At 68.8% G+C, this 14,858-nt stretch carries 12 protein-coding genes; 9 read left to right on the top strand and 3 right to left on the bottom strand.

Translation table 11 applies throughout. The features are described 5' to 3' along the window. Window positions 1-22: 22 nt before the first annotated feature. From ACQPXS_RS46890 to ACQPXS_RS46900, 3 genes are all read right to left on the bottom strand, one after another. Window positions 23-1,399, bottom strand: a complete 1,377-nt coding sequence (locus tag ACQPXS_RS46890) for an IS1380 family transposase (RefSeq protein ID WP_433456447.1) — start codon at window positions 1,397-1,399, stop codon at window positions 23-25. A gap of 378 nt (window positions 1,400-1,777) precedes the next feature. Then, a complete protein-coding gene (locus ACQPXS_RS46895) occupies window positions 1,778-2,791 on the bottom strand; it encodes an IS110 family transposase (protein WP_433456449.1) in 1,014 nt (337 codons plus the stop codon). 250 nt (window positions 2,792-3,041) lie between these two features. Next, window positions 3,042-3,941: a hypothetical protein gene (locus ACQPXS_RS46900; RefSeq protein WP_433456451.1), complete on the bottom strand. Its 900-nt coding sequence runs from the start codon at window positions 3,939-3,941 to the stop codon at window positions 3,042-3,044. A 931-nt stretch (window positions 3,942-4,872) separates the two neighbouring features. On the opposite strand from ACQPXS_RS46900, the gene ACQPXS_RS46905 reads away from it, so the two are divergent. From ACQPXS_RS46905 to ACQPXS_RS46945, 9 genes are all read left to right on the top strand, one after another. Beyond that, complete coding sequence (locus ACQPXS_RS46905) at window positions 4,873-6,030, top strand: inositol-3-phosphate synthase (protein WP_433456453.1); 1,158 nt, start codon at window positions 4,873-4,875, stop codon at window positions 6,028-6,030. A gap of 80 nt (window positions 6,031-6,110) precedes the next feature. Further along, window positions 6,111-7,118 carry an SCO3242 family prenyltransferase gene (locus tag ACQPXS_RS46910; protein ID WP_433456455.1) on the top strand — a complete coding sequence of 336 codons (1,008 nt, stop codon included), beginning with the start codon at window positions 6,111-6,113 and terminating at the stop codon, window positions 7,116-7,118. Next, window positions 7,115-7,984: a sugar phosphate isomerase/epimerase family protein gene (locus ACQPXS_RS46915; protein WP_433456457.1), complete on the top strand. Its 870-nt coding sequence runs from the start codon at window positions 7,115-7,117 to the stop codon at window positions 7,982-7,984. The genes ACQPXS_RS46910 and ACQPXS_RS46915 overlap by 4 nt, the downstream gene beginning before the upstream one ends. 136 nt (window positions 7,985-8,120) lie before the next feature. Further along, window positions 8,121-8,783, top strand: coding sequence for an EboA domain-containing protein (locus tag ACQPXS_RS46920; protein WP_433456643.1), 663 nt, complete (start codon window positions 8,121-8,123; stop codon window positions 8,781-8,783). Further along, complete coding sequence (locus ACQPXS_RS46925; protein WP_433456459.1) at window positions 8,753-9,601, top strand: TatD family hydrolase; 849 nt, start codon at window positions 8,753-8,755, stop codon at window positions 9,599-9,601. The genes ACQPXS_RS46920 and ACQPXS_RS46925 overlap by 31 nt, the downstream gene beginning before the upstream one ends. Before the next feature lie 2 nt (window positions 9,602-9,603). After that, the gene (gene eboE / locus ACQPXS_RS46930; protein ID WP_433456461.1) at window positions 9,604-10,788 is read left to right on the top strand and encodes a metabolite traffic protein EboE; all 1,185 of its coding nucleotides are present in this window, start codon (window positions 9,604-9,606) and stop codon (window positions 10,786-10,788) included. After that, on the top strand, window positions 10,785-12,209 hold the full coding sequence (locus ACQPXS_RS46935) for an alkaline phosphatase family protein (protein WP_433456463.1): 1,425 nt from the start codon (window positions 10,785-10,787) through the stop codon (window positions 12,207-12,209). Before eboE ends, ACQPXS_RS46935 begins: the two co-directional genes overlap by 4 nt. Further along, complete coding sequence (locus ACQPXS_RS46940) at window positions 12,206-13,444, top strand: cytochrome P450 (protein WP_433456465.1); 1,239 nt, start codon at window positions 12,206-12,208, stop codon at window positions 13,442-13,444. Before ACQPXS_RS46935 ends, ACQPXS_RS46940 begins: the two co-directional genes overlap by 4 nt. An 87-nt stretch (window positions 13,445-13,531) precedes the next feature. Beyond that, the gene (locus ACQPXS_RS46945) at window positions 13,532-14,746 is read left to right on the top strand and encodes an amidase (RefSeq protein ID WP_433456467.1); all 1,215 of its coding nucleotides are present in this window, start codon (window positions 13,532-13,534) and stop codon (window positions 14,744-14,746) included. Window positions 14,747-14,858: the final 112 nt, after the last annotated feature.

Raw genomic sequence — 14,858 nt, forward strand, 5'->3', positions numbered from 1 at the left:
CGTAGGGACGGGAAGTTGCTGGTCAGTCGGGGGTCGGCAGGGCCGCGAGCCGTTGCAGAGCGTCGGTGATCAGGCCGGTCCAGGGCCAGTGCTTGGCGAAGCGGAGAATGCGGCGTCGTCCGGTCGTGACGAGCTGCGCGGCGGCGGAGAAAAGGCGAAGTCGCAGGCGGCGGGGCTCCCACAGGCGGGCTTGGCCGGTGAGGGCGAGCAGGGGCATCCAGGCCAGCAGGTCGAGGGCGATCTGGACGATCTCCAGCCAGACCTGGTTCTGTGCGGCGTCGTGCAGGGGAAGGTTGCGCAGACCGGTGGCGCGGGCGGCGCGGATACGGTCCTCGGCGCGGGCCCGCTGGCGTTGCCGCAGCTCCAGCTCGGCGATCGAGGTGTGTTGGGTGTTGGTGGCGAAGCAGGTCAGGCGCATGCCGTCGGCGTCGGTGAAGCGCAACTGGGCGCCGGGGTGCGGCCGTTCCTTCCGCACGATCAGCCGCATCCCCTCGGGCCAGCCCTTGAGGCAGTCGCCGCCGAGCTCAGCCACCCAGGCGCCGTCACGGATCTCGCCGTCGGGCTCGACGGCCGGTGTCCAGGCCGGGGCCGGGACCTTCAGGACGGCCTGGTGGATGGCATCGGTGATGGTCATGCCGACCGAGTACGACAGCCACCGACCGCGGGCCGACAGCCAGTCGACGAACTCGTGGGTGCCCCCGCCTGAGTCGGTGCGGATCAGCGTGCGCCGTCCGCGCCGGTACTTCTTCGGCAGCTGCGCCAGCGCGAGCCGGGCGGCTTCGATGTGGTCGGGAGCAGTGTTGCTGCCCGCGTTCCCGGGCCGCAGCAGCCCGGCCACCGGCTCCCCGGACCCGCCCCGGCCGTGGTCGACGAACCCCATCAGCGGATGGTGCCCGAAAGACTTCTTCCAGGTCGCGGCCGCATCCTGTTTCTCGGAATGCGCTATTACCAGCACCCCGTCCAGGTCCACGACCACCTGCCCGGCCGTGTCCGGCGCCGCGTCGCCGGCCAACGTCCATACATGTTCACGCACTTGAGCGCGGGCCTGCCGCAGTGCGGTCAACGCACGCTTCCCGCCCGCTGCCAGCGTGTCGATCAGCCGGGACACCGTCGGATCGGAGGCCACCGGCCCGAACACCGCCGGCTCGGCCCGCAGCATGCCCACATCCGCCAGGCAGTCTCCGCCCAGCGCTACCGCGAGCGCCACATCCAGCAGGATCTTGCCTGGATCATGCACCGCCCGCGGCTTGCGCCACGGCGCCAACGCCGCCGATATCGCCTGATCCAGGCTGGACTTGCGGACCGTCTCCACCAGCAGCACACCACCGGCCTGGGAGACCACCCCGCGACCACCGCCCTCGGTACGGACACGCGGGTAGAACCCGATACGCTTCTTCACCTGGAGAGTGCTTCTTTCACGCGACGACCTGGACCCTAGACAAGTCCCATCGTTGCACCCATGAGGGCCGGGCTTGTCAAGCGCGTAATGGGTCCCTGACCTCGGGTTTTGACTGTCGAGCCATTCCGAGGGCGTTGGAGATTCCTGGCGTGAAGTTGCGGTCCGCAACTGGTCGTTCGCGTGGGATTGGCTCCCGGAGTGACGTGGTCGGCGTGGGGTTCACAAGCACCCATTCGGCGTCTGGCCTGTGTGGTCGGCGCCATGACCGTGGTCCGGGGCCGGGGCTGCTCAGTCAGGTCATCGAGCGCGGCGAGGCCGTCTCATGCAAGAGATGCGAGCTCACCCCGGGGGTCTGCGGGCGGCCGGTGTGGGAGGGATTCATCGCTCGGGTCGTTTCTTGCGCTGCGGCTGCGCTTCGGCGGCTTGGAGGAGGTGGTAGGCGCGGGTAAGAAGCTTGCGGGCGATGGCGGTGGTGGCGATCTTCTTGCCGCGGCGGGCGGTGATGGCGTGGTAGGTGTCGGCGAAGTCCGGGTGACGCTTGGCGGTTTGTGCGGCTTCGCACAGGATCCACCGCAGCCAGGCGTCTCCCTGCTTGGAGATGTGGCCGTGGCGGACGATGAGGTCCGAGCCGCGCACGGTCGGGGTGAGTCCGGCCCAGGCGGCGAGTTTGCGTGCGGAGGGGAAACGGGTGACGTCGCCGACCTCGGCCAGGATCACCAGCGCGGTGAGCGGGCCCACGCCCGGCAGGGCAGTGAGAACTTTGACCCGAGGGTCACCGCGGGCGTGCGCGGCAAGCCGCACGTCAAGGGCGTCGATGGGGATCTGCAGCGCGTCCATCAGCTGCAGCAGGTCGTCGACCACGTGGCGGGAGGCGTCCGGCAGCTCGAGCGAGGCGAGCCAGACCCGCCCTGGTCCGGTGAAGACCGAGCCGGCTCGGTCGTGGCCGAGATCCGCGAGTACCGCGTGGACCCGGTTGCGCAGCAGCGTCCGCAGACGTACCAGCTGGAAGCGGTGGCGCAGCAGGGCTCGCTGCTGACGCACCCACAACGGCGCGATCCATGCCTCCGGCAGGAGGTCGGCACGCAACAGCCGGCCCAGCGTGGCTGCGTCGACCTTGTCGTTCTTGAGTCTGGCGGAGGCGATGGCCTTGCATTGCAGCGGATGCACCAGATGCGGCTGGTAGCCGTAGTCCTCCAGCAGTTCCACCAGCCAGCCCCAGCCATAGGCGGCCTCGAACGCGACCGGAGTGCCGATCGGTAGATCCCCGATCACCGAGAGCACCGTCTCGACCCCGTTGGGCACGTTCCGATTGATTCGAACCGTGCCCTCCTGGTCGAGGACCGCGATCTGCGACCGCTTGCGGTGCACATCGATACCGACGTAGACAGACATTGAGGGCCTCCTTCCCGAGCCCGTCGATACCCGGACGATAGGCATCGCCCGGCTGAGCACGGAAGGGGGCCCGGCCCTCATAGGGTCAGGTCAGGAGCACTCTTCGCGTTTCTGATCACCCACCGGACGCCCTGCCCCGTGAAAGCCCGAGGCTAACCCGGCGCGCTCGCTGGGCTTCGCCTCGCCTACGACGGTTGGATGGCCACGGGCGCCGGCCCAGCCGGCCGCGTTACGCGCTTGCCGAATGTGCTCAGCGAAGGTGGACGATCCGCCAGGCACCGAGACGGACTTGGGACGCTCCCGTCCTGATATCGGGCGCGTCGGACAGGAGTACGTAGCGTCCAGGTCGGCTGCGGTCGTCAAGGGTCTCCGAGTGACTGGCGGACAGGCCGCCGAGGCCGTATGCGGGTCCCTCGAAAATGGGTGCTGTGCTGTGCCCGTTTTCAAGCGCCTCATATACCTGTTCGACCGTCACTCCTGCGCGGACGCGCTGCAGCACCATCTCCCCGCCCTGGTTGGTGGCGTTGGTGAAGCGGATGCGCCCGTTAGCGGGAAGCAAGTCGGGGGAACGGAAGCGGGGACCGTTCACGGTCCGCACGAGTTGGACCTGGGCTGGAGTCTGGGCAGCCGGCTCAAACCGCAGACCGTTCGGCCGGTCGGCCTTGGGATCAGCACCGGTGCGCGGCCCGTTGGACTCACAGGCCCTGTGGTGCCCCCTCACCTGCAGTCGTCGCACCTTGTTCGATCCCTGCAGCACCCGGATAAGGTCGATCACGTCGTAGACGCCGGGGCACAGGACGATGGTGACCTGTACCGGACGATCACGGTCGACCTGCGCGCCGCCGAAGAATTCGGCCTCCTGGTCCACCTTCCTGGCCGAGGCCGACACGAGAGGCGGCGGGTTTTGGAGCGAGGTTCCCCGCAGGTCTCCCAGCACTCGCCGGACGGGGCCGCCTTGTCGCGATTGGAAGAGATCGAGTAGGTGTTGCCGTCCGTCAACGGATGACACCCGGAACGCTACCGGCCCGGCAGGCACGGTTTCGGGAAGGTCGAAGCCCGCGTTACTCATCCGCACTTCGACGGTCGGCTGATTCGTCGGGTCATTGGTGGCCTGTGCTGCTGCCGGTGTGACGATGAGACAGGCAGTCATACAAGCGACGAGCGACACCTGACGGGCTGTGGCCCATCCATTCCTGGCATTCACGGATAGTCCTTTCGAAAGCAGAGTGGCCGTCCCCCCTTTCCCTTCGACCCTAGGAAGTCATACCAGTCGTACCTCGCTATGAACGCACACCATCGGGGTGTTGAGCGAAATGACGACCACGTGGCAGGTTGTACGCCCCCGATGACGCAGGCCTCATGAGAGACGGCTCTGCGTGCCCTGTGCGCCGCATCCGCCCGGCTCCTCTGAAAGGCCCACCCGGAACACTCGTTAGGGCGAGAGTCACCAGCAGCGGCAAAAGGCCGGATCCTCGCCCGGGCACAACTCCACCACGGCCGTATGCGCCCCGGCGTGTGCCGCAGCGGGACCGAGCAGGACGGGCGCGTGCGGCGGTGCAGCGGTCCCTCTGGAGAGTGCGTGACCGAGGAGACACGGGCCTTGCCTATGACCTGCTGCGAAGGGACTTGCTCGCATCACCCGGTCGGACCTGCCCTGCGCATTTGGCACGTGGCATGTGGAGATCGAGTGAGGCGAGGCCGACCCGGGAGCGGACGAACGTATTGATCGGTGGCTCACGGCGCAGTGGGGACTATGGCCGTGGCGGGGGCACGCGACCCTCGGCAGGAGATTACGGAAACCGCTGGTTGTGGTGGCTGCATCGTCGGAGCGCAGTCAGCCTCCAGGAGGACCGGTCGGAGGACAGGCCGAGGCCCTGCACCTCCCTACGCTGAACGAAGCTATTCACGAAGGGCTGGATATGTGAATTGTATTTCCGTGTCCATTCCCCGGGCGGTCGCCGCCGTGAATCGATCTGGAACCAGTCTGTGCGTACCTGAGGAGGACAGCCCGTGCGAATGACCTGCTGCGAACGGAGTCACCCACGTCACCTCGTCGGGCCTGCCCTGTCCTGCCTCAGCCCATGGCAACACTTGGAGATCGGACCGTGATCAGGAAGAGCGATACGGGAACGGGCCGGACAGGCGTGTGGTTGGTGGGGGCTCGCGGGTCGGTTGCGACCACGGCCGTGGCGGGGTGCGCGGCGCTTGCCGCAGGCCTGCACGAACCGCTCGGCATGATTACTGAGACGGCCGTCTTCGAGGGGTGTCGGCTCCCGTCCATCGGTTCACTGGTGTTCGGTGGGCATGACATCGCGGAGGTGTCACTGTGCAAGAGGGCGGAAGAACTCGTCGCCAGCGGTGTGCTGCCGCACACTCTGCCCGGCGCCATCTACCGGGAACTCGCGGAAGCCGACGCCGCCGTACGGCCGGGCGGGCCCGCACCGGACGATCGACGCAGTGATGAGGAACTGATCGCCGACTTCGCCGAAGACATTTGCGCGTTCGTCCGCGAGAAGGGTCTGGCGCGTGCCGTGGTGGTCAACGTAGCCTCGACCGAACCGATTCTGGACCCTGCCCGGAAACGACTGCCGGTCAGCGCCCTCTACGCGGCGGCCGCCCTCCGTGCCGGTTCGCCGTACGTCAACTTCACGCCGTCCACAGGACTTCACCATCCAGCACTGGCAGAGGCGGCTGCGGCCTCCGGGCTCCCCTATGCGGGACGGGACGGCAAGACGGGCCAGACTCTGCTGCGGTCCGTGCTCGCCCCGATGTTCCGGCAGCGAGCCCTGTTGGTACGGGCGTGGTCAGGGACGAACCTGCTTGGCGGGGGTGACGGAGCCGTTCTTGCTCACCCGGGCGCGGCGGCCGCCAAGAATGCGGGCAAGGCCAGAGTGCTCGCCGACACTTTGGCCGACGTGCCGGACGGCAGGGTCCACATCGACAACGTTCCCGCCCTCGGCGACTGGAAGACAGCGTGGGACCATGTCGTCTTCGACGGATTCCTTGGCACCCGCATGATCATGCAGGCCCTCTGGCAGGGCTGTGACTCGGCGCTGGCCGCCCCCCTCGTCCTGGACCTGGCACGGCTGACGGCTGCCGCACATGCTGCCGGTCTGTCCGGGCCGCTTGCTGAACTCGCCTTCTTCTTCAAGGATCCCGAGCCGGGTGCTCCTGGTGGCCTCGCCGACCAGTGGCGTGCCCTGCTGGCGTTCGCCGAGCAGCTTCGGGGGGCAACGTGACGTGCGGGGCCGGAGCCCAGTACGCGCCATGCTCGCCGGGCAACGCCGGGCAGGATCGGCGGCCCTCCCGTCCCCTCGGAATGCCCCTGCCTACGACCGCAGGAGCCCGGACACCCGCGGGCCGTATCGCCGTCTGGGCCGAACTCTTGCGTCTGTCGGCGTTGTTCACCGTGCCCGGCGACGCCCTCGCCGGTACTGCCGCGGCGGGCCGGCGTGTGCACCGTGGCACGGCGTACGCCATCGGGGCCTCGTGCTGCCTCTATACGGCCGGAATGGCTCTCAACGACTGGGCGGACCGGCATGTCGATGCCGTGGAACGCCCGGAACGCCCGCTTCCTTCCTGCCGTATCGCGCCCGCCGCCGCGCTGATGGCCGCAGGCGGCCTGACCGCTGCGGGCCTGACCCTCGCCACCCGTGCCGGGCCGCTCGCCCGCGCGACGGCAACCGCACTGGCCAGCACGGTCTGGGCCTACGACCTAGGGCTGAAGCGCACTGCCGCCGGGCCCGCCGTCATGGCGGCGGCCCGCTCTCTCGATCTGCTCCTGGGTGCCGTAGCCGACCCCGGAACGGCCGTACCTCCAGCTGCCTGCGCAACAGGCGGCCCTGGCGCAGACGGAATCCGTCCATCAGCATCGAGTGCACGGCCACAGGGGACTGTGGGTTCGGTGTTGGGCTCGGCCGTCCTGCTGGGCGCCCACACCCTGGCTGTCACCGCAGTCTCCCGCCAGGAGGTTTACGGCGGGTCCACCCCCGCTCCGACGGCTGCACTTGCCACGACAGCCGCTCTCGCCTGCGGCCTCGGACGCTCCCTCGCAGTATCCGCCGGTACCGGGGCCGCGCGGCTGGGACTGCTGGTGAATGCCACGACGCTGCTCATCTACACGGCTACGGCCGGGCGCCCCTATCTGCACGCCGCGCTCAATCCATCCCCGCAGCTCACGCGTCGAGCGGTTGCCGGCGGTATTCGCGCCGTCATTCCTCTGCAGGCGGCCCTCGTCCAACGCCACAAAACGGCGCGGGCGGCTCTGCCGGTCCTCGCCCTACTGCCCGCGGCACGCCTCCTCTCCCGAAGGATCAGCCCGACGTGACACCTCATGTGGCATCCGAGTTGCGCCTCGCCTACGGAACCAACGGTCTCACCGACCTTCGGCTGGAGGACGCCCTACGTCTTCTCGCCGAACTCGGCTATAGAGGCGTCGGACTGACGCTGGACCATATGCACCTTGACCCACTGGCCCCCGCCACCGAATTGACCTTCAGAACCCGGGCCATCGCCCGGCGCCTTCAGGCCCTCGGTCTCGGTGTCACCGTCGAGACTGGGGCCCGCTACATCCTCGATCCGCGCCGTAAGCACCACCCCACCCTCCTTGACCCCGACCCGGATGCCCGTGCGGCGCGGGCGGGGCTGCTTCTCATGGCGGTGCGAATCGCCAACGAGTTGGGGTCGGACACCGTACATTGCTTCAGCGGTCCCGCCCCTGACGACATTGGCGCCGACGACGCCTGGCGGCGTCTGGCGGACGCCCTCGCTCCCGTGCTGGACGCCGCCGACGCGGCAGGCGTGGCGCTGGCCGCCGAACCAGAACCGGGACACCTGCTGGCAGACCTCGACGGCTTCCACCGGCTCCGGAAAATCCTCGGTGAACCGAACACGCTCGGCATCACTTTGGACATCGGCCACTGCCAGTGTCTTGAACCAGCACCGCCTGCTGAGTGTGTCCGTCACGCCGCGCCCTGGCTCCGTTACGTGCAGATCGAAGACATGCGGCGGGGCGTGCACGAACATCTCCCGTTCGGGGAAGGCGAGATCGACTTCCCGCCCGTCCTGGCCGCACTGCAAGACGTCGGCTACGACGGCCTGGTCACCGTCGAACTCCCGCGCCACTCCCACGCCGGACCCGCTCTCGCGGCGGCCTCCCTCGCCTTCCTGCGTGCGGCAGGCCGGTCACCATGATTCGTCTCCGGCCCACTGCCGCCGGTCACCCGGCGGAGCAGGAGCGGGGGTTCTCCCACCAAAACGCCAGTCATCAGCAGAGGGCATCCGAACCGTGAGTGAGCACAAAACCAGCGCCGGCCCCTCCCTCCAGCACATGCGAGAAACGGTGGAGCAACTGCTCACCCACCAGGCACGAGTCTGGCTGGACCTAGCACTCGCTGACGCGGGGCGGCGCCCGCTGCCGACCCCGTGCCAGCGCCCACCGGCTCCCCCCTCATGGGAAGTGCATTTCGCGGCCGCAGGACGCCGGTGCATGACGCCCGCCGCCGGCCCAGACGTCGTGGATGTCGTACGGCTGCTGATCCTCCATGCAGCCGCCCCCGATCTGGCCACCGTCAGCCGCCTGTACCGGCAGGGCACCGGCGCCGAGCGGCGCGCCGTGCTGCGGGCACTGCCCCATCTCGGTTTCGGTGACGGCGCCGTGCCTCTGGTTGAGGACGCCCTGCGCACCAACGACACCGGACTGCTCAGGGCGGCCGTCGGACCGTATGCGGCTTGTCACCTTGGCCCCCACGCCTGGCGGCACGCCGTCCTGAAGTGCCTTTTCACCGGCGTGCCCGTCGCCGCCGTCGCCGGCCTGGAGCGTCGCGCACACGGCGACGTGGAACTGGGCCGGATGCTCACCGCCTACGCCGGCGAGCGCACCGCGGCTGGCCGAACGGTCCCACACGACCTCCACCGGGTCCTGGCCCTCACGGCCGGCACCCGTGCGCCCAAGGAGCCACGATGCGCATCTTCGACCCACACATTCACATGACCTCACGCACCACCGACGACTACGCGGCTATGTACGCAGCGGGCGTCCGGGCCGTCGTCGAGCCGTCGTTCTGGCTCGGGCAGCCACGCACCTCACCCGACACCTTCGTCGACTACTTCGACTCCCTGCTGGGCTGGGAGCCGTTCCGGGCGGCGCAGTACGGCATCGCCCACCACTGCACACTCGCGCTCAACCCCAAGGAAGCCAACGATCCCCGTTGCCGGTCCGTGCTCGACCTGCTGCCGCGCTACCTCATCAAGGACAGTGTGGTGGCCGTCGGCGAGATCGGCTACGACGCGATGACTGCGGCCGAGGACGAAGCACTGGCGGCGCAGCTGCAACTCGCCGCTGACCACGCCCTGCCCGCCCTGGTGCACACTCCCCACCGGGACAAGGCCGCTGGTCTGCGCCGCACCCTCGACGTGCTGCGCGAGTCCGCAGTTCCCCCAGAGCGCGTAGTGCTCGACCACCTCAACGAGACGACCGTCGAGCAGGCCGCCGCAAGCGGCTGCTGGATGGGATTCTCCATCTACCCCGACACCAAGATGGACGAACAGCGGATGGTCGCCATCATGCGGCTGTACGGCACCGACCGGATCCTGGTGAACTCAGCCGCCGACTGGGGCCACAGCGATCCCTTGGCCACGGTCAAGGTCGGCGAAGCCATGCTCGCCGCCGGCTTCAGCAGCGACGACATCGACCGGGTGCTGTGGCGCAACCCGGCAGAGTTCTACGGCGCCAGCGGCCGTCTGAACCTGTCCTGCGCCACACGCGCCGCCACCCACGAGGGCAACTCCATTCTCCGCGGGAGCGACTGACCATGCGGTTCCAACATCCCGACGGGTCCGTGGTCCACCTGGCCTACTGCACCAACGTGCATCCTGCCGAGGATCTCGACGGAGTGCGCAGTGTCCTTCGTGAATACGCCGAACCGGTCCGTCAGCGGCTGGGACGCAGCACCCTGGGCATCGGCCTGTGGCTGGCCCGCGATGCGGCCCGCACGCTCGTCGGTGACGCCACCGCTCTTCGGGCGCTGCGGGCCGAACTCCACGACCGCGGGCTGGAGGTCGTCACCCTCAATGGGTTCCCTTACCGCGGATTCGGCGGCGCCGTCGTCAAACACCGCGTTTACCGGCCCGACTGGACAGAGCGCGAGCGCCTGGAGCACACCACCAACCTGGCAGAAATCTTGGCTGCCCTGCTGCCCGACGACACCGTCGAGGGAAGCATCTCCACCCTTCCCCTGGCCTGGCGCACTCCGCTGGGCTCGGCACGCGCGCACGCCGCCCTTAAGGCCTTGGGAATTCTGGCCGAGCGCCTCGCCGTCCTCCGCCAGGGCAGTGGACGCAGCATCCGGGTCGGTCTGGAACCCGAACCCGGCTGTGTCGTCGAGACCGCCGCCGACGCTACCGGCGTCCTCACCTCGCCAGGTGCCCCGTCCCACGACTCCATCGGAGTGTGTCTGGACACTTGCCACATCGCCACCCAGTTCGAAGACCCGGATACCGCCATCGACACGCTGCTGTCGGCCGGCATCCCGATCGTCAAGGCCCAGCTCTCCGCCGCTCTGCATGCCCAGGTCCCGCACCGCTTGGACGTCCGGCAGGCCCTTGCCGCGTTCGCCGAACCCCGCTTCCTGCATCAGACCCGCACCCGTACACGCGACGGCATCGTACTGGGCACCGACGACCTGCAGGAGGCGCTGATCGACAGTGGCCTCCCGCGCACCGCGCCATGGCGGTGCCACTTCCACGTACCCCTGCACGCCGCCCCCGAGCCACCTCTGGCCTCCACAACCGATGTGCTGCGCGCCGCACTCGCCCGACTGGTCGGTGGGCCTGTCCCCCTCACCCGACACCTGGAGGTCGAGACCTACACCTGGCACACCCTCCCCGCCGCACAGCGCCCCCACAACAGCAAGCTGCTTGCCGACGGTATCGCCGCGGAACTCGCCTTCGCCCGTGACCTGCTGACCGATCTCGGCTTGAAGGAGGCCGAAGCATGACCGCCTCCGCCACGCGCCCCCTCCTCGTCCTGAACGTCGTCGGCCTCACCCCCGCCCTCCTGCCCCGCATGCCACGGCTCAGGCACCTCGCCGCCACGGGCTCGTGCGCACCACTGCGCACCGTGCTGCCCGCGGTGACCTGCACGGTCCAGTCGACGATGCTCACTGGTGCCCCGCCATCCCAGCACGGCATCGTCGGCAATGGCTGGTACTCCCGCGGCCTGGGAGAAATTCTGATGTGGCGGCAGCACAACGGACTCGTGGGCGGCGACAAGCTCTGGGACGCTGCCCGCCGCGCACACCCCGGCTACACCGTGGCCAACCTCTGCTGGTGGTACGCCATGGGCGCCGACACAGACATCACCGTCACCCCACGCCCGGTCTACCACGCCGACGGCCGCAAGGAACCCGACTGCTACACCCGCCCTGCGGCCCTGCACGACGAACTCACCGCCAAACTCGGAACGTTCCCTCTGTTCGAGTACTGGGGGCCTCGCGCGGGGCTCCGCTCCAGCGGATGGATCGTCAACGCAACCCGGCATGTTCTGCATGCCTACGGCCCCGACCTCACTCTCGCGTATGTTCCCCACCTCGACTACGCGCTGCAGCGCCACGGCCCGGACGACCCGCGCGCCTACGCCGCGGCCGCTGCACTCGACGGTGTCCTCGCTCCCCTCCTCGACGAGGCCCTGGCGCAGGACCGCACCGTCGTCGTGCTCTCCGAATACGGCATCACGTCTGTCCGTCGTCCCGTCGACATCAACCGGGTCCTGCGCCGTGCCGGGCTCCTCGAGGTGCACACCCAGGCTGGCATGGAGTACCTCGACCCGGGCGCCTCCCGCGCATTCGCCGTGGCCGACCACCAGATCGCCCACGTGTACATCCGCGATCCCGACGCCACCCACCGAGTCCGCGCTGCCATCGAAAAGGTGCCCGGAATCGCCCACGTTCTCGCCGACGAAGGCAAGAAGACCCACAGCCTGAACCACCCGCGTTCGGGCGAGCTGGTGGCCATCGCAGATCCTGACGCCTGGTTCACGTACTACTACTGGCTCGACGACACACGTGCCCCGGACTTCGCGCGGCTCGTCGACATCCACCGCAAACCTGGATACGACCCAGCGGAACTGTTCATGGACCCGCTCGACCCATACGTGCGGCTGCGTGCCGCAACCGCACTTGTCCGCAAGAAGGCCGGTCTGCGCTACCGCATGGCGGTCGTCCCCCTCGATCCCTCCCCGGTCCGCGGCAGCCACGGCCGACTGCCCACACAGCCCAGCGAAGGACCGCTCGTCATCTGCTCCAAGCCCGACACCCTGCAGGACACGGTGGCCGCCTCCGACGTCAAGGGACTCCTGCTCAGCCTCGCCGGACTCCCCATGGATGATCCGTCCGGGCGCCGAGAGGAGGGCGCCGCGTGAATCGGCAGCCCCCCGGCGCTGACCTGGAGACGGTCTTCCGGGATATGAGCCAGGATCCTTTCGCGGCTTACCGCAGACTGCGCGAGGACTACCCCCTGATCGAACATCCCCGCCTGGGATGGCTTGTGAGCCGCTACCGGGACGTCGCCCACGTCCTAGCTGATCCGGTCTTTTCCACGCGCGCCTACGCCCGGCACCTCGAGCCGGTGCTCGGGAGGACCATCATCCAGATGGAGGGAAAGGAACACGCCGACCACCGGAAAGTGATCTCCGGAGCCCTTCGAGGCAAGGCGCTGCATACGGACCTCGCCCCCAGCATCGCCCGCACCGTGCGCACCCTCATCAGGGACTTCGCCCCCAACGGGCGAACGGACCTGGTAGCGAGCTTCTGCCGACGTCTGCCGGTCCGTGTCATCCTCGACCTCCTCGCACTCCCCCAGCAGGAACAAAGTCAATTCCAGCGCTGGTACTCCACCTTTGGCCCCTTCATGGCTGCCGGCCACCACGATCCGGACGTGGCGGCGGCCGGACTGCGGGCCTGCGAGGAGATGCGCACATACCTAGACGCCGTGGTCACCAAACGCCGCGCCCGCCCGGGCACGGACCTCATCTCCCGGATGTGCACAGCGCGAGTCGGTGGATCCACCGTGAGCGACGAGATGGTGAAGAACTTTTCCATCCTGCTCCTCAGCGCCGGTGCCGAAACCACCGACAAAGCGCTGTCTTCGCTGCTCTGTCTCCTTCTCGACCATCCCGCCCAACTAGCGGCGCTCCGCGCCGACCACAGCCTGATCCCGGCAGCCCTTGCCGAGACCCTGCGCCACAGCCCGCCCACCCACCTGGTGTTCCGCGAGGCAACCGAAGAAGTCGCCCTGTCCGCGGGAACCGTCCCGGCCGGCGCTCAGGTCGCCTGCCTCCTGGGGGCCGCCGGCCGCGACCCAGAGCGCTACACGGACCCGGACCGCTTTGACATCACGCGGGATGATCTCGATCCCGACCGAGCCTTCGGCGCAGGAGCAGACCACGTGGCCCTGGGCTTGGGCCGGCACTTCTGCGTCGGTGCCGCGCTGGCAAGGGCCGAGACAGAGATCGGGCTCAGCGAACTGCTGAACACACTGCCGGACCTGCGGTACGCGGACGGCTTCATCCCCAGCAGTACCGGCGTGTTGGCTCACGCACCGGCCCGGTTGCTTGTCACGTTCTCCCCCGTGCGACCGCGCGCAGGCAGCATGTGACCACCACCTTTCTCTCGACGGTTCGCAAGGGTGTGATCGGCTCTTGCCCCGCGCCTGGGAGCGGAGTTCCGTACGGAAGGAGAACGCATGGGACACGATGCGGTGTGGCGAGTGTACGGGGAGCCGCTGGTCGCCGGGGCGGGAGCAGGTCCGCTGAAGGGCGTCCGGGTAGCGGTTAAGGACCTCTTCGCTGTGGCGGGGCAGCGGGTCGGGGCGGGCAACCCGACATGGCTCGCCGAGGCCGACGAAGAGTCAGCGCATGCCTGGGCCGTACGGGCCCTGTTGGAGGCCGGTGCCGATGTGGTCGGTATCGCGCACACCGACGAGTTCGCGTACAGCCTGGAGGGGACCAACGCACACTACGGCACCCCGCCCAACCCCGCTGCGCCGGGCCGCGTTCCGGGCGGCTCCTCCAGCGGGCCTGCCAGCGCCGTCGCCCTCGGGCAGGCCGATGCCGGGCTCGGTAGCGATACCGCCGGCTCGATCCGGGTTCCTGCCTCCTACTGTGGGCTATACGGCATGCGCCCGACCCACGGTGCTGTGCCCGTCACTGGCATGCTGCCTCTCGCCCCTGCCTTCGATACGGTGGGCTGGCTGGCGCGAGACGCCCGGATGCTCGCGCGGATGGGCGAGGTCTTGCTCCCCGCCGCAGTACCGGGTCTGTCTGCGATCCGCAACGCGGTGGTTGCAAAGGAGCCGGTACGACTCGTCGAGGACAAAGTCCGGCAAGCCTTCGAGACGTCGGTTCAGGACATCGTCGCCGGGGGAGGGCTGGCGATCGAAGAACGCCGTCTCACCACTGCTCACACGGGCCTGCACCCCGTTGAGGGACCGGCTGAATGGGCCGCGGCCTTCACCACCGTCCAAGGCGCCCAGGCTTGGGAGTGTGACGGGAACTGGGTTGACGCGCACCCCGGTGCTCTGGGGCCGGCAGTGACACAGCGTTTTGCCTGGGCCGCCTCGGTCACCGCCGACGATCGCGTAGCCGCTGAGCGCATCCTCAGCCGAGCCGGCCTCGTCCTGCGAGGCGTGATTCCGCCCGGGACAGTGCTGCTGCTGCCTGCCACCGGCGCACCAGCACCGCTATCCAACGCCGCCCCCGAGCTGAGAGCGGCGATCCGCCAGGCGACCGTAAGCCTGACCTGTTTGGCATCAATCGCGGGTCTGCCGTGCCTGGCGATGCCGCTGATGTCCCTGGGCGGGCTGCCCGTTGGCGTGTGTGCGATCGGGGCGCCGGGAAGCGACCGGGCGCTGCTCGAGCTGGCGCAGCGAATCATGCCCCGTGAGGAGTCTGGGAGTTGAGACGTCTCTTTCGGTGGGATGATGGCGTTGCGGCTATCCGCCGGTCGATACCCGAAGCGGTGCGGCCGGCGGTGGACCGTCTTCGGGCTGCACCGCGACTCCTTCGCGATGG

The sequence above is a fragment of the Streptomyces sp. CA-142005 genome, from assembly GCF_050942335.1.
Taxonomy (GTDB): domain Bacteria; phylum Actinomycetota; class Actinomycetes; order Streptomycetales; family Streptomycetaceae; genus Streptomyces.

Excerpts from the sequence above, each read along its gene's own strand:
- ACQPXS_RS46920 (WP_433456643.1), top strand. The coding sequence starts at position 8,121 with ATGCGAGAAACGGTGGAGCAACTGCTCACCCACCAGGCACGAGTCTGG.
- ACQPXS_RS46905 (WP_433456453.1), top strand. The coding sequence starts at position 4,873 with ATGGCAACACTTGGAGATCGGACCGTGATCAGGAAGAGCGATACGGGA.
- ACQPXS_RS46935 (WP_433456463.1), top strand. The coding sequence starts at position 10,785 with ATGACCGCCTCCGCCACGCGCCCCCTCCTCGTCCTGAACGTCGTCGGC.
- eboE (WP_433456461.1), top strand. The coding sequence starts at position 9,604 with ATGCGGTTCCAACATCCCGACGGGTCCGTGGTCCACCTGGCCTACTGC.
- ACQPXS_RS46945 (WP_433456467.1), top strand. The coding sequence starts at position 13,532 with ATGGGACACGATGCGGTGTGGCGAGTGTACGGGGAGCCGCTGGTCGCC.
- ACQPXS_RS46895 (WP_433456449.1), bottom strand. The coding sequence starts at position 2,791 with ATGTCTGTCTACGTCGGTATCGATGTGCACCGCAAGCGGTCGCAGATC.
- ACQPXS_RS46900 (WP_433456451.1), bottom strand. The coding sequence starts at position 3,941 with ATGACTGCCTGTCTCATCGTCACACCGGCAGCAGCACAGGCCACCAAT.
- ACQPXS_RS46925 (WP_433456459.1), top strand. The coding sequence starts at position 8,753 with ATGCGCATCTTCGACCCACACATTCACATGACCTCACGCACCACCGAC.
- ACQPXS_RS46910 (WP_433456455.1), top strand. The coding sequence starts at position 6,111 with ATGCCCCTGCCTACGACCGCAGGAGCCCGGACACCCGCGGGCCGTATC.